Annotated in this window: 17 protein-coding genes, 2 tRNA genes and 1 pseudogene; 6 read left to right on the forward strand and 14 right to left on the reverse strand. The window is 51.4% G+C overall.

Translation table 11 applies throughout. The features are described from left to right. Positions 1-56: 56 nt before the first annotated feature. From ADH66_RS11990 to ADH66_RS12030, 9 genes are all read right to left on the reverse strand, one after another. Positions 57-713, reverse strand: coding sequence for a hypothetical protein (locus ADH66_RS11990; RefSeq protein WP_066540423.1), 657 nt, complete (start codon positions 711-713; stop codon positions 57-59). Positions 714-741: 28 nt separating this feature from the next. Continuing rightward, positions 742-1,764, reverse strand: coding sequence for a DUF6017 domain-containing protein (locus tag ADH66_RS11995; RefSeq protein WP_066540421.1), 1,023 nt, complete (start codon positions 1,762-1,764; stop codon positions 742-744). Between the two features lie 2 nt (positions 1,765-1,766). Beyond that, positions 1,767-2,465, reverse strand: a complete 699-nt coding sequence (locus tag ADH66_RS12000) for a hypothetical protein (RefSeq protein WP_066540419.1) — start codon at positions 2,463-2,465, stop codon at positions 1,767-1,769. Positions 2,466-2,470: 5 nt separating this feature from the next. After that, positions 2,471-3,655: a DNA cytosine methyltransferase gene (locus ADH66_RS12005; RefSeq protein ID WP_066540417.1), complete on the reverse strand. Its 1,185-nt coding sequence runs from the start codon at positions 3,653-3,655 to the stop codon at positions 2,471-2,473. Next, positions 3,652-3,903, reverse strand: coding sequence for a hypothetical protein (locus ADH66_RS12010; RefSeq protein ID WP_066537588.1), 252 nt, complete (start codon positions 3,901-3,903; stop codon positions 3,652-3,654). The genes ADH66_RS12005 and ADH66_RS12010 overlap by 4 nt, the downstream gene beginning before the upstream one ends. Next, complete coding sequence (locus ADH66_RS12015) at positions 3,900-4,094, reverse strand: hypothetical protein (protein ID WP_066537590.1); 195 nt, start codon at positions 4,092-4,094, stop codon at positions 3,900-3,902. The genes ADH66_RS12010 and ADH66_RS12015 overlap by 4 nt, the downstream gene beginning before the upstream one ends. A gap of 70 nt (positions 4,095-4,164) precedes the next feature. Then, positions 4,165-4,674: a hypothetical protein gene (locus ADH66_RS12020; protein ID WP_066540416.1), complete on the reverse strand. Its 510-nt coding sequence runs from the start codon at positions 4,672-4,674 to the stop codon at positions 4,165-4,167. After that, positions 4,658-5,593, reverse strand: a complete 936-nt coding sequence (locus ADH66_RS12025; RefSeq protein WP_066540414.1) for a ParB/RepB/Spo0J family partition protein — start codon at positions 5,591-5,593, stop codon at positions 4,658-4,660. Before ADH66_RS12025 ends, ADH66_RS12020 begins: the two co-directional genes overlap by 17 nt. After that, positions 5,590-6,366 carry a ParA family protein gene (locus ADH66_RS12030; RefSeq protein ID WP_066540412.1) on the reverse strand — a complete coding sequence of 259 codons (777 nt, stop codon included), beginning with the start codon at positions 6,364-6,366 and terminating at the stop codon, positions 5,590-5,592. The genes ADH66_RS12025 and ADH66_RS12030 overlap by 4 nt, the downstream gene beginning before the upstream one ends. Positions 6,367-6,572: 206 nt before the next feature. On the opposite strand from ADH66_RS12030, the pseudogene ADH66_RS12035 reads away from it, so the two are divergent. Beyond that, positions 6,573-6,743, forward strand: a pseudogene (locus ADH66_RS12035) (tyrosine-type recombinase/integrase); the annotation flags it as partial. A gap of 259 nt (positions 6,744-7,002) precedes the next feature. Here the strand turns inward: ADH66_RS12035 and ADH66_RS12040 are convergent. Beyond that, positions 7,003-7,087, reverse strand: a tRNA-Tyr gene (locus ADH66_RS12040). Between the two features lie 487 nt (positions 7,088-7,574). Here ADH66_RS12040 and ADH66_RS12045 point away from each other — a divergent pair. The 5 genes from ADH66_RS12045 (at position 7,575) to ADH66_RS12065 (ending at position 11,444) form a co-directional block, all read left to right on the forward strand. After that, the gene (locus ADH66_RS12045; protein WP_066540410.1) at positions 7,575-8,033 is read left to right on the forward strand and encodes a hypothetical protein; all 459 of its coding nucleotides are present in this window, start codon (positions 7,575-7,577) and stop codon (positions 8,031-8,033) included. 14 nt (positions 8,034-8,047) lie between these two features. Then, positions 8,048-8,590, forward strand: a complete 543-nt coding sequence (locus ADH66_RS12050) for a GNAT family N-acetyltransferase (protein ID WP_066540407.1) — start codon at positions 8,048-8,050, stop codon at positions 8,588-8,590. A 300-nt stretch (positions 8,591-8,890) separates the two neighbouring features. Continuing rightward, positions 8,891-9,382, forward strand: coding sequence for a YkgJ family cysteine cluster protein (locus ADH66_RS12055; RefSeq protein WP_066540404.1), 492 nt, complete (start codon positions 8,891-8,893; stop codon positions 9,380-9,382). 363 nt (positions 9,383-9,745) lie between these two features. Further along, positions 9,746-10,150, forward strand: a complete 405-nt coding sequence (locus ADH66_RS12060; protein WP_066540396.1) for a CopG family ribbon-helix-helix protein — start codon at positions 9,746-9,748, stop codon at positions 10,148-10,150. 139 nt (positions 10,151-10,289) lie between these two features. Next, positions 10,290-11,444, forward strand: a complete 1,155-nt coding sequence (locus tag ADH66_RS12065; RefSeq protein WP_066540394.1) for a tyrosine-type recombinase/integrase — start codon at positions 10,290-10,292, stop codon at positions 11,442-11,444. Between the two features lie 259 nt (positions 11,445-11,703). Here ADH66_RS12065 and ADH66_RS12070 read toward each other — a convergent pair. The 4 genes from ADH66_RS12070 to ADH66_RS12085 form a co-directional block, all read right to left on the reverse strand. Next, positions 11,704-11,788 (reverse strand) — tRNA-Tyr (locus ADH66_RS12070). Between the two features lie 332 nt (positions 11,789-12,120). Beyond that, positions 12,121-12,426: a HepT-like ribonuclease domain-containing protein gene (locus ADH66_RS12075; RefSeq protein WP_084384508.1), complete on the reverse strand. Its 306-nt coding sequence runs from the start codon at positions 12,424-12,426 to the stop codon at positions 12,121-12,123. A gap of 27 nt (positions 12,427-12,453) precedes the next feature. Next, the gene (locus ADH66_RS12080; RefSeq protein ID WP_066540393.1) at positions 12,454-12,756 is read right to left on the reverse strand and encodes a nucleotidyltransferase family protein; all 303 of its coding nucleotides are present in this window, start codon (positions 12,754-12,756) and stop codon (positions 12,454-12,456) included. A 65-nt stretch (positions 12,757-12,821) separates the two neighbouring features. Beyond that, a complete protein-coding gene (locus ADH66_RS12085; RefSeq protein WP_066540391.1) occupies positions 12,822-13,625 on the reverse strand; it encodes an ABC transporter permease in 804 nt (267 codons plus the stop codon). Between the last annotated feature and the right edge of the window lie 34 nt (positions 13,626-13,659).

Below are 13,659 nucleotides of genomic sequence, written 5' to 3' on the forward strand. Positions count from 1 at the left end.
TCAATTTCTCCCTTCATAGGCAAATGTCTTATTCAGAAACTTTTTTAACTGCATGGTCAAAGCTGATCTGTCCTTTCGTGCTTCGTCTCCTCTGTCACAGTCAGGAGGAAATCCTCCTGGCTGTGGGAGCCAAACAGCATTACGCTCAGTGTGCACGCCGCCTCCTGAATTCCCCGGAAGAAGTGGGCGCGCTCAATGTGCAGAAGCTCGACAATATCCTGCACGGGCTTTTCCTTGGGGGCCAGATAGCGCTCGTAGACGAGACGGTACTGCCGCCTTGTCTGCTGGCTTGCGGCAGCTTCACAATACTCCCGGAAACAGTCCAGGGCTGTGTTGAGCTGCGCCCAGAGCACCTTGTTGGAGGCGGTCAGCAGGGCCGTGGAGCGCAGATTCTGATTCTCAACGCTCTCCTCCAGCTCCATGAGCCGCTGGAACTTTTTATCCTCCAGCATAGCCAGGGTATTTTCCGTGCCTGCTTCAATGGACCATTTTAGCTGCCGGTAGTTTTTGAGCAGGAGCTTCGTGGCTTCTACCCGCGCCTGTTTCACTTTATCCCGGTACTGCGCCGCTGTCAGGCGCGTCTTCTTTTCGGCGGCAGCCAGCACCAACTCCAGCACGTCCTCGGTCTGTTCCGTTGTCCAGCCGGTCGCCGCTGAAAGAGCGGAAATGGTCTCTGTGAACTCAGTTTTTAGGTCCATGTATTTGTCTTTCATGCTGTTTCCTCCAATTTTTGGGAGTCTTTTACCCGTTATATGCGTTATAAAGCGCCTGCACCGCCGTGCTGCTGGAGGCGGGGGCGTTGAACAGGAGCGCCAGTAAATACCCGTGGGGGTTGCGCACCGGTCCCGCCCGGCCCAGGCTGTCCAGCACATAGCTGACATGGTCACTGGTGAGGCTTTCCATCCGCTGCCGCACAAAGTCCATGGGGTACCACGCTGTGCCGATCTTCATTCTGGGGCTGTCACGGCAGCGTACCTCTGTGATTATCTCCACCACCTCGTCGCAGAGCTCCTGTCCGTACTCCTGTGCCAGAACGTCATACTCGATCTGCTCACGGACATTTTCCATTATTCCGTCCACCCCTCCCTCCGGGTTAGCTGCAGGAGGGTTGGAGGGGAGGTTATTATTCTCTGTCTTTATATTCTCTGTATATATAGAGTTAAGATTTTTAACTTCTGGAAGTAAAGAGTCTTTACTTCTAGAGGTTAAAGAATTTAACTTCAAGAAGTTAACGTCTTTAACTTCTGAAGGTTCAGGGTCTTCATTTATGGAGGTGAAATCGTCCGATTTCCCGGAGTCTTTACCTTCCGGGGTCAAATCGCCTGAACCCCTGAAGTTAAGATTTTTAACTTCTGAAAGTTCACGGTCTTTACTTCCGGGCTTCTCCGGCTCATGGTGGGGCGCGGAGGAGAAGTCCTTTATGTAAATTCTCGTGGGCTTGCCCTGGCCCTGGCGCACCTTTTCTATGAGCCCCTTGTCCTCCAACTGCTTCGTCAGCTTGACAATGGTGGGTTGGGATTTTTGCAGGTCCTTCTTCATCTGCTCCACCGTATAGATGATGAAAAGTCGTCCGCTTTTGTCAGAAAACTTCTCCTCGTTACATGCTGACCAACCGGCCCTTTCGATCATTTTTGAATACAGAAGCTTTGCGCTGTCGTCCAGGTCGGCGTATTCCCCGTTTTCGATCAGCTCGCTTGGGACCATAAGGAAACGGAAGCCCCGGGCAGTTTCCGGGTGCAGGTCCTTTAACTGTAGTTTTTTCATGGCTATAACTCCATTTCATGATTTTCACGTGTCTTTTGGTTTCCAAAATTGATAGCGTCCGCTACCGCGTCAAGCTCATCTATCCGCTCGGCCAGCGCCTCCCGCGCAGTAATTGACATTATGTCATTTTGAGGACAGGGCTGCGCCAATAAGCGGAGGCACTGCTCTTTGGTGCCGTGTTCGGCGGCCTTATACCGTATGTCCGTGTCAGGATGTGACATAAGCCTTTCTATGTCGCTGGCGGGCAGATATGGGACAGCCTTTGTCAATAATTGAGGTTTCCCCCAGGCCGCGTCCACCAGCCGGTGCCGGACGGTGATATTGCCGAATTTTGCTATATTTTCTATGACCTCCGGGTCCGCTTCGCCGCGCTCTATGAGGGCAAGGCGCACCCTGTCCGTGCCGTAGACCGCCAGCCTTTTCCTCACCGGCTCTACCCCGTCGCCCACAAGCCTGAGCTGGTACTTCTCTCCGGCACGGCAGGCCACGGCTCCGCGCACCTTATAGCTTTCGTCGTTCCAGAGCAGCTCCCACTCGCGCTCCCCGCCCCGGAGGGCGGCGGAAACCCTGGAATCCTCGTCGCTGCCGCTCCATGCCTGTAGGGTGCGGTCCTCAAATTCCTCCTGCGTCATAGAAAGAAATTCCGGCTTTTCAGGGAACTTTTTGACCAGGAATCCGTGCAGGCGTTCTGTTTCGTTCATTTGCTTCACCTCCCGACAGATTCAGTAAAAGACCGCCAGCCGTCTTCCCGCACTCTGAAAGCGTCGCCCATCTGGAGGGTATCGGGGAAGTTCGTCTTTGTAGTCCTGATGGCGTATTTGTCAATTTCTGTAGCGTAATATCTCACGACATCTGCGCCCAGCTTGTTCAGAGCCAGCCGCCCGCAGCTCATGCCGTCGTACATGGAAAGCACCTCTACCGGCTCCGCAGTAATGCCCGGGCAGTAGGAAAGGATATGTGCGATAACCTCCACCGTCCAGCCGTTGCCCAGCATTTTGTATGCCTGGGAGTTGCTCACCGGGAATATGTAGTCTTCCGGGACCGTTTGCAGTCGCATACACTCCAAAACCGTCAGCTTGCGGATGATGTAGAAACCGTCTGCCAGCCGTATGGGATACTCCCGACCCTTTATTGCAATCCGACCGTTTTTGACCTTATAGGCCGGGAAACTCCTGCCATCAGCAGTTTCTATCACAAGGCGGCTCTGGTGGCCTACAATGACAGCGTTAGCTTTCTGGTCAGGGCGGGCCTCAAAGGAGGATGGGTTATCAGCGTTTGCATGGCCCCGCCATGCCATCCCGGTGGGGACTGTGTAAAGCCCAGTTTTCGCTCCCGCACCGCCGCCGTTGCCGCAGAGGGTCTTGCTCTTTCCGTCCGCAGAGTACACTCTGTGGCCCTGGCCCTCTGAGCCGGTGCTGCTCTCGATGGCGCCCACTCGGATTGGCTCCGCCGCCATTGTCGCGGGGAAGTGCTTGCTATCCAGGGCGTTGGCCGCGTTAGAGTTGGCATAGTTGGCTTTCAGTGTGTACCCTTTTTCCCGGAGCGGCAGGCCGCTCTCCAAAATGTCCCGCAGCACCAGCCCACGGTCCTCGGGCTGCTCTACTCCGGGTATGTTCGTCCAGTAAAGCCGCTGGCGGCTCTGGGCGGACACCAGGGCGGAGTTGATGAATATCGGCTCCACACCCAGCTCCGCCGTGATCTGCTCCCGGATAGCCGGCGCCATGCTTTTGTTGTTCTCATAGAGGAAAAAGTCTGGACAATACCGCTCCTTTGCGATAAGATAGTTGCGGAACAGCTCCCAGCCCTGGCCCTCCGGCCTGGTCTCTCTGTGGCGCGATTGGGCGATACTCCAGTGGGTGCAGGGCGAGCCGCCCAGCAGGAGTTTCATCATCGGCAATGCTCCCCCTTTCCCGCTTTTTCCCTCTCCCGGAGCTCGCCCCGGCGCAGCAGGAGCGCCGCCGTGTCCCGGTGTTCGCGCCGGATTTTCTTCAATTCCTGAATTTTATAATAAAACTGCATATCGCCGGTGGAATTGAATCTGTCTCTTAACTCCGCTATGCGGTTATCCATATCTGCCGCCAAACGCAGGTACATTTTTCCGTCGGCAATATTGTCTGCCGGACCAAAAGCCTCCTTCATTTCCCCGCCCCCAAGCTCTCATAAAATTCCCACAGGCGGGGATTGACGCAGTGGCAGGTCCGCACGGCCCCCCGGATATAGGGCTTGTCCCGCTCCGTTATACGCTTTGGTAAACCGCAGCAGTGGGGTTTACCTGAGCTAAAGTAACTGCACTCCGGGCAGTTACAAATGTCCCAAAAATCATCTTTCATGGTCGACGCCTCCTAAAAATGGGTACAAAAATAGCCCCACCACAAAGAGTAATGGGGCAGGAAACTGTATTTACTGTAATTTGCTTATAGCCTGTTGGAGCGTTTGGAGGTGCTCCAGCCACCTCTCTTGGTCAGCTTGATTTTTCCATCTGGCAATCAGGTCATGGCCCGGGGCATGGACTTTCCTGAGCGCCCGCAGGAGAGAGGAAACGTCCTCCGGCCTAAGTATCAGCAGGCGTATCTCATGCTCCGCATACTCCATGCGGTATGGGTCCAGAACCGCCATATAGATTCTGCCGGTTTGGAAGAACTCGGCTACACACTCCGCAAGAAGGACACGCGCGGAATCGAAGTAGATGGGGTAGAGGTAGCGCAGTTCCGGCTGGCAATGGCCGGGGTCAACTCTCCAATTTCCGTGGCTGAGTTTCTTGACAAGATACTCTTTTAAGGTTAGAATAGACGTTGAAATATCCAGCCCCCGGAACCCCGCTTTTTCTAACTGCCGTTCCGCCAAGACCTCAAGCATATCCTGGCCGAAAGCGGTGTCTTTCACGGTGATGATTTTAGATGTCGTTGCCATCTTGTTCCGCCCCTTTCTGCTGATTTTTCCAGCTTTCCAGCAGGGATAAGATAACTTCTTCCATCTGCTGTTGGGTGTATTCTTTGGGGAAATATTGGCTTAATTTCTTACTTTTAATGGTGACTTGCACCAGCTTATTGACCTGCACTTTTAGTATTTCACAAACTCCCTCGGCGTTCCAGCCGTTTGCACGGCTATACTCTTTCAGCTCTGCCATCTGCTTTGGCGAAGGAAACAGGCCGGTGGATGTCATAACTTGTTTTACGTCCCATTGCTGATTCTCTGACAGCGCGGACAGGTAGTCGGCAGCGCAGCTTACGGAGATTTTGCCCTCGTCAACATATTGCAGGAAGGGTTCAATCAGCCTTGTCAGCGAGATATAGCGGGTGATTGCCATGCCGGATTTTTCCCCGGCTTGCTGGGCAAGAATATCTCGGGATTTCAACCTGTGCACGGCTCGTTCACAGGTCAGGTCACTCCTTTGGCCTTGATGATTCATGGCCTCAAGCTTCATTTTATAGGCAAACGCCTTTTCGCTGGGAAGAATCTTCTCCCGCTGCAAATTGCTGTCCACCATAATAATTGTTGCCTCGTCATCGTCCATATCCCGGACGATAACCGGCATGGTCTCTTTCCCGGCCAGCTCGCTGGCCCTGGTGCGCCGGTGGCCCGCTATGATTTCATAGCCGCCCTCTGGCCTGGGCCGGACGATACCCGGCACCAGAACGCCATACTGCGCAACGCTCTCGGCCATTTCCTGCATTTTCTCATCGTCAATTACATGGAAAGGGTGGTCTTTGAATGGGTGCAGCTCCGATAGCGCGACTTCTTGAATCTGGTCGCCGGTGACTTGTGCGGGGGCCTCGCCGAACAATGCGTCCAGGCCGGTCATTTGAATTTTCGCCGCACTGCTTTTCATGACGCTACCTCCAAGGTCAGGGCTTCATATGCCGCTGAGACTTTGCCGCTGGGGTCGTGTAAAAAGATACTCTTGCCCTCGGCGCTGGTCTCTGCCGCACGAATTGAGCGGGGGATGATGGTGTTGAAGATTCTCAGCTGGCTGCCGTAAGAATCTCTCAGCAGCTCCACGATTTCCTGGGAGTATGTAGTCCGCATGTCTGCCATTGTGACTAAAATACCGCTGATAGTCAGCTTTGGGTTGATTTGGCGCTTCACCTTGCCGATGGTCCTCATGAGCTGTTCCATGCCTTTCAGCGAGAGGTAATGGGCCATCATGGGGATTATAAGCGTGTCGGCGGCTGATAGGGCGTTGATGGTAAGCATACCCAGCGAGGGGCAGCAGTCCAGGAGAATGATGTCGTACTGGTCGCGGACAGTGTTTAGGTATTCACGGAGGATGGTTTCCCGGCTCATGATGTTCACCAGCGTGACCTCCATTGCCGCTAGGTCGATGTTGGCGGGGAGGAGGTCTACACCTTCCTCATGATGGATGATTCCCTCGCCGGGGAGAAGGGGCTTGTCCTCTATGACCTTGCCCAGCACGGTGGAGAGGGTTTCCTCTAACTGGTCCGGGTGCTGGTAGCCCAGGCTGGCGGTCAAAGAGCCTTGTGCGTCTACGTCCACCAGCAGGACACGTTTACCCTGGCGGGCTAGGCCGATGCCTAAGTTTACGGTGGTGACGGTCTTGCCGACCCCGCCTTTTTGGTTGCAGATTGCGATTACCTTGCTCATGCTTTTTGTTCCTTTCGGTTATATTTGTTCATATTGTATGGTTTCACGCTTGATTAAAATTTTGTCCTTAATGTGACACGCCGCTTTTTTGCCCGGTTCATTTTGGCCTCCTTTCGCCCTTTTTTTCATGGAAAAAGAATAAGGACAAACCCGAATCCCCTAGAAATCACTGGGATTTTCGATTTGTCCTTATTATGCCATAAGGGCACACTTTCGCCACTGCCGCACTACAAAACGGTGTAGACGTGAAAACCGTCTCCTCTATGCTTGGCCACTACGATGCAGGATTCACTCTCCGCACCTACACCCACGCGACCCGCCAGAAACAAGAACAAGCCGCCGAGAAGATGGGAAGTTTCATGGAGAAGGTCATGTGAATTTGGGTCAGCACACCAAAAACGGCTGGAACTTCCTGCCCGGAGGTATCCAGCCGTTTCCCGTCCTATCCGCGTGTGGGTCAGGGTGTGGGTCAAGACAAAAAGAGAGTAGGCCCGGGCAGAGCCAGCACAAAAAGCAGGCCGGAAATTTATTCGCAATATCCACTTTGATATGCAATACCCGAATCAAGTTAGCGCCCAAGGATTTTTGTAAATATACAACAAAAGCCTCGCACATTTCACGCGAGGCTTTTGTCAATGGTGGGGGAGAGTGGATTCGAACCACTGAAGTCGTCGACAACAGATTTACAGTCTGCCCCCTTTGGCCACTCGGGAACTCCCCCATAAATTATGAAATTTTATACAAGGCTTGTCCGGCCTTCCCAGCGGGCCGGACCGCCCAGTTTGGAGCTGGTGAACGGACTCGAACCCCTGACCTGCTGATTACAAACAGTGTGGAGTGCAATAAATTGGCTCCATTGCGGCGTTTCTAAGCCTTTCCGCTCCACCATAGCGCGGTATTTGACCCTGAATTTTCCACTGTGTCCACCCGCTTTTTTCGCCGTGTGGGTCGGGATGTGGGTCAGGAACCGAAAACGGACAAGAAACAATTTTACAATAGCAGAAAATAGGCGGTCAAAATATGCGCCACATAACAAAGAATACAGTTCTAATCCATGAAGAAATCATCTCAAAAGAAAACGGTCCATTTTACGCTTTGCCCCGCAACTCCGAAGGGAGCGTGCTGCCATTGGAATTGTCTGTCAACTTGATTTTGCCCGCCGGACGTGATATAATGTCTGAGATTCACTAAGGGGGGGGGACTTTGCAATGCGTCATTTTGAATACTTTCTCTTTGAAAACTTTGACCCGGACCAAACTGCGGCGCATCCTGGCAATCCCCGGCAGATTCTTAGAACCCAGGCCGATGGGATTCTCTCCCGGGTGGCAGATTTTCCGCCTGGGGCCTGTCCCGCTGGTCTTCTGCATGAAGAATTTGGCTCAGAGGCAGTAGACAGGCTGATTTCTGCCGGCGCTCTGCGAAATAATGGGGAACGAATTTACTTTGATACGCCGGTTTTTCTGGCAGAGGATGCGCCAGCCCTCCAGCGCTTTTCACGGAAAACTTCTATACCCCTGGCAGACCTGCTATGTAAACAAAGAGAGAAACTTTGGGAGACCGCCGAAACCGTTTGCAATGGCTTTCCGCCGTCGGTAAATCTCTTAGATTCAGTTGCAATTTTTGGTAGCCGTGATATAATAATGGCAGGTCGGCAAATCGGAATTTAAGGAGAAATATTAGAATGGATCAAATTTTATTAATAGAGTCTCAGCAGATATATGCAGATGAAATATGGAAATTTCGTCAAGAAATTTTGGAATGTGACGCAGAAAATGAAGATCAATTTGCAGGTTGTATGTCGCTTGATGTAAGTAAGTCTTCTGAAGAGTGGATAAAAATATGTGAACTAAGAAAAAGTGAAGAAACATGCGGTGACACGGGAGCGACTGTTCCTTCTCATACATACTTAGCTGTACGCAAGAGAGATGACAAAGTTGTAGGCGTGATAGATTTGCGTCATCACATAAATCATCCTATTCTTGGAACGTGGGGAGGGCATTGTGGGTATTCAGTGCGCCCTTCTGAACGCGGCAAAGGTTATGCAAAGGAAATGCTTCGGTTGAATATACAAAATGCAAAATCAATGGGAATAGAAAAACTTCTTGTAACTTGTAATAGTGAGAATGCAGCAAGTGAAAAAGTAATAATTGCGAATGGTGGAGTTTTTGAGAAAATCATAGACGTTGATGGATGCAAAATGAAGAGATTTTGGATTACACTATAAGAAGTAAATAACTTCCTGTTTATTGACCTACAAATGTATGAAACTTGAATTGCCGCCGTCTCGTCACGGTCGCACAGATAAGCAGTGAGTCTGAAAAGAATTTACTGCCCTATTTCAGCTTGCGTGGTGATGTCGGGAGTGAAAGGAACTGTGTCATCCCTGTGTCAAAGCGCTGTCGGCCCTGTGAGGGCCGTGTTGGGCAGTTTAGGCCCGGGGGGTGCAGGGACACGGCAAACACCGGTAAACGCGACCTGAGGCCATTTGTGGCAGCGTGTGAGGACGCTGAGAAGGAGGAAGAAAATGATAAGTCCAGAAGAAGTATACAAGGCGGCTAAGAAGAAAGATCTGGAAAATCTCAAGTTCAGAAGTTTCTTGAAAAACCATGCTGACGATGAGGAATTAGACCAGCAGTTTTTATCCTTACATAACGAATTGTTTGAAGGGTATGACTGCAGCCAGTGCGCCAACTGCTGCCGTGCATATAGCACGGTATTAGAGAATGATGAGATTACTGACATTTCGGATTTTCTCAGCATGACTCAGGAATCCTTCCGGGAGAAATACTTGGTACAGGGCGAGGAAGGATTAGAGTTGAAAAGTCCATGTGCCTTTCTGGATGACGATGGGCGGTGCGGGATAGAATCATGCAGGCCCAGACAATGCCGTGAATATCCGTACACGGACAAGCCTGGAAGACTTTTCAACTTATACAGTATTCTGACGTCTGCCGAGCATTGCCCGGTGGTTTACGAGATTTTAGAACGATTAAAGAAAATGTATCATTTTCGATGATGAGGCATTTGTGGGAATTTGAGGCGGCATACACAAGCCTGAGATAAGCGGAAGATTATGCGCTGATCGTGAAAGAATATCCAGCCAGAGATAGCTCAAAAATACCGGTCGAAAAACAAGCAGGAGAAAGCAAGGCGCCAAAGCGGCGCCTTTGCAGTCCACACCGTCCGGCAGAGCCGGGCGGGAAGGCTGGAAACCACGGGCTTTTTCGGGAGTTGCCGGGCGTAGTAAGATGGGTGTCAGAGTTGAGTCACAAATGGGGATTTGGTGTAAAGTTAGGCGTTGCAAGTAGGCAGAAACGGCTGAATACTGGGAAATTTCTTGGGGTCACAAGTTGGTGTATTGCATTTTTGGAGGCGTTTTATGGATTCAGAAAAAATGCAGCGAATAAGCCTATATTTGGACAGAGGTCTAGTGAAACGAGCGGACAGGTTTGCGAAAGAACAGGGATTTTCCTCCCGAAATGAATTGTTTGCGCGAGCAGTCGAAAGCCTCATGGCTGACACCGATTTGCAAGATAATGACATCCTGGGTGACAAACTGGCCGAGGCCGTCCTGAAATTGTCAGAGGACAACGCCAAGGCCATCTCGAAAGGACTTTTCCGCTATGCGGTGCAGCTAGAGATGGTGATGCGGGTGTTGGCGGAGCTTTCTGAATACACGCCTGAGCAGGTAGAGGAAATGCGCCGCGAAGCCATAAACAATGTTCGCCGTACTCGTGGAAAGGTAAGCCTTGAAGATATTTTGGCCGGATATTACGATGACTAACCCCCTCAAAATTTGCGCCGCTAAACAAAGAATACGGTTTTTATAAATTTGAACTTCAGACCCAAAATGTAAGGAAAATGTCAGTGGACTTTCTCAGCAAAGTGTGGTATTGTGGTGTGCTGAGAAAGGGGGCCGATATATGGCAAAGAAACGAGCAAACGGCGAAGGAAACATTCGCAAGCGCAAGGATGGCAGATGGGAAGGCCGCTACACAGCAGGCTATGACCCCGCAACCGGCAAACGCATAATCAAGAATGTGCTCGGTAAGACCCAGGCAGAGGTCAAAGAAAAGCTGGCAATAGCACTTGAGGATACAAAGAATTTGGACGTAGCCCGCTCCGATGATTACACGGTAGGTTCATGGCTGACGAACTGGTACGCACTCTATGCCAAACCCAACGTCCGGGTTTCCACCGCCGAATACTACCGCAGGAGTATCGAACTCCATGTGAACCCACGAATCGGCGACATCAAATTAAACAAATTGACCGGGCGTGATTTGCAAAAGCTCTACCAAGACCTTCGCGAAAATGGCAGACTGCGCGAGGTTCAGAAAGAGAAGTCACCCGGCCTAAGTGCATCCACTGTGCGCGGTATCCACCTCATGCTCCACAACGCGCTGGACAGGGCGGTCAAGGAGCGCCTAATCCAGCGCAACCCTACAGAGGACTGCATTGCTCCAAAACTTGAGAAAAAGGAGATGAAATTCCTCCCTGCCGAGGACATGAAAGCCTATCTTGACGAGGCCGACCGCCGCCACGTCCTTCCCATGTTCTACCTCGAGTTGGTAAGCGGCTTCCGCAAAGGCGAACTGGTAGCGCTCATATGGTCTGACCTGGACATTAAGAACCAAACAATCAGCGTAAGCAAACAGGCCACCCGCGACGAAAACGGCAACATCGTCATCACTCGACCCAAAACAGAGACATCAGTCAGATTGGTATCAATCCCGCAAAGAGCGGTGGAATTGCTCCAGCAGGAACACCGCAGACACCCGGATAACCCCTATATGTTCCCATCCACAAGAACCGGCGAGATGTACTATCCAGATTCCATCGTAACGCTCCACAAGCGAATATTAAAGTCAGCAGGATTAAATTATATAAACTTTCATGCGTTAAGGCACACTTTCGCCACTGCCGCACTACAAAACGGTGTAGACGTGAAAACCGTCTCCTCTATGCTTGGCCACTACGATGCAGGATTCACTCTCCGCACCTACACCCACGCGACCCGCCAGAAACAAGAACAAGCCGCCGAGAAGATGGGAAGTTTCATGGAGAAGGTCATGTGAATTTGGGTCAGCACACCAAAAACGGCTGGAACTTCCTGCCCGGAGGTATCCAGCCGTTTCCCGTCCTATCCGCGTGTGGGTCAGGGTGTGGGTCAAGACAAAAAGAGAGTAGGCCCGGGCAGAGCCAGCACAAAAAGCAGGCCGGAAATTTATTCGCAATATCCACTTTGATATGCAATACCCGAATCAAGTTAGCGCCCAAGGATTTTTGTAAATATACAACAAAAGCCTCGCACATTTCACGCGAGGCTTTTGTCAATGGTGGGGGAGAGTGGATTCGAACCACTGAAGTCGTCGACAACAGATTTACAGTCTGCCCCCTTTGGCCACTCGGGAACTCCCCCATAAATTATGAAATTTTATACAAGGCTTGTCCGGCCTTCCCAGCGGGCCGGACCGCCCAGTTTGGAGCTGGTGAACGGACTCGAACCCCTGACCTGCTGATTACAAACAGTGTAGAGGGCCGAAATTTGGCTCCATTGCGGCGTTTCTGGGCCTTTCTGCTCCACCATACCACGGCGTATGACCTTAAATTTTCCACTGTGTCCATCTGGTTTTTTCGCCGTGTGGGTCTGGGTGTGGGTCAAAAAGAGCGAAGGCACAGGAGCTTTCCTGCGCCAATTTTATAAACGCCCTCAAAATCTGTGCCGCTAAACAAAGAAAGGCGGTATCCAGTTTAGCCCAAAACCTGCCTGCAAAATTCTTGCAGCTCCTGCACGCCATTCTCAGCAGTTTCCCATACCGTAGCCGTGTCAATTTTACCATATTCATGCGCCACTACATTCCGCATGCCTCGAATGGCCTGCCAGGGGATTTGCGGATAGGTACTTTTGAAATCTTCCGAAAGATAGTTAACCAATTCGCCGATTTGCAGCAGGCAGAGGCAGACGGCATTCCGATAGACAGAATTGGACGCAAAGATGTCATAGGATTTATGGGAAGCCGTATGGGCATCGGCAATCTCCCCGCAATATTTGCCGATTTTTCGATAATTTCCCGATCGCGATACTCAATGTCCATAAACCAAAATCTCCTCGCTGGCGATGCGGTCAAGAAATTTCTGCTCCAGGCTCCCTGTTGTCAGCAGATCCAGTTTTTTATCAAATCTTTCCTCTAAGTCACTATACAAACCGCCAAGCTGGAAAAGCCCACGCAGAGCCCCTTTGTCTATCCGGAAATCCAAATCGCTTTCTTCCGTAGCCTCGCCCCTGGCATAGGAGCCGAACAGGAATACCCTTTCTACGCCGTACCGGCTGGCAATGGGAGAAATGATTTTCTTTATTTCATCAATGGAATATATTTTGTCCGTCATGGAGGCTCCCTCCTTTAAATCGATTATACCATAAAACAGGCCAGATTGCAACTGCCTTGCGCCTCTCATCCGCCGCAGCTATTATATCTCCGCAGCCCCCTGCGCCACACCAGCGCGGAGATGCCTGCCAAAACCAGCGCTACCACTGGTGAGAGCGTACACATCCAAAATGGCGCATCGGATTTGCCCAGGAGAAAGACGGCCGGGTAAAAATTAAGATAAGCCACAGGCACCAGCCCCGTCACCAGCACTCGGAATGCCGGGCCAAAGATAGTCACAGGGTACTTCTGGGTCAGCAGGTAGATTTGAATGAACACCTGGTTGAGAGCGTTGGCCTTGGTAGTCCAGAACGTCGCGCAGGAGATGAGAAACTTGATGCATACCGCGATAGCTCCGCCAGACAGTACAAATACCACGAACCAAAGGATTTGCCACAGTCCCCAGTGCGTACCGTTCATAGCAAGGCCCATGGGTACCAGTACCACGCCCAAGAGGGTGTCGCATAGGCCCGTATACTTGATATCCCCACCCACAAGCTGCAAAAAGGGGCTCACCGGGCGCAGAAGGTATACGTCAAAAGAGCCGCTGACGATCTCATCCTCAATTTTCGACAGCTTGAAGAAGAACACAGAGAAGATGCTCCAGCTTATCAAAAACAGCCCGTAAAGCACCAGCAAATCCCCCACCTGCCAGCTTCCCAGAGCATGGAACCGCCAGGAAATCACTGACAACTGCACGATGTTCGCGCCGTTTAGCAGGCAGACGCTCACAAGGCTCATCCAGAAATCTACCCGGTATTGCAGGATGCCCCGCAGGGTCATTTTCAGCAGTGCACCATACATTTTCAGTCCTGATTTTATTTCCTGCATATGATCCTCCTTAATTGCGCGATGTTTTGCGCAG

This window comes from Acutalibacter muris (genome assembly GCF_002201475.1).
Classification (GTDB): Bacteria; Bacillota; Clostridia; order Oscillospirales; family Acutalibacteraceae; genus Acutalibacter; species Acutalibacter muris.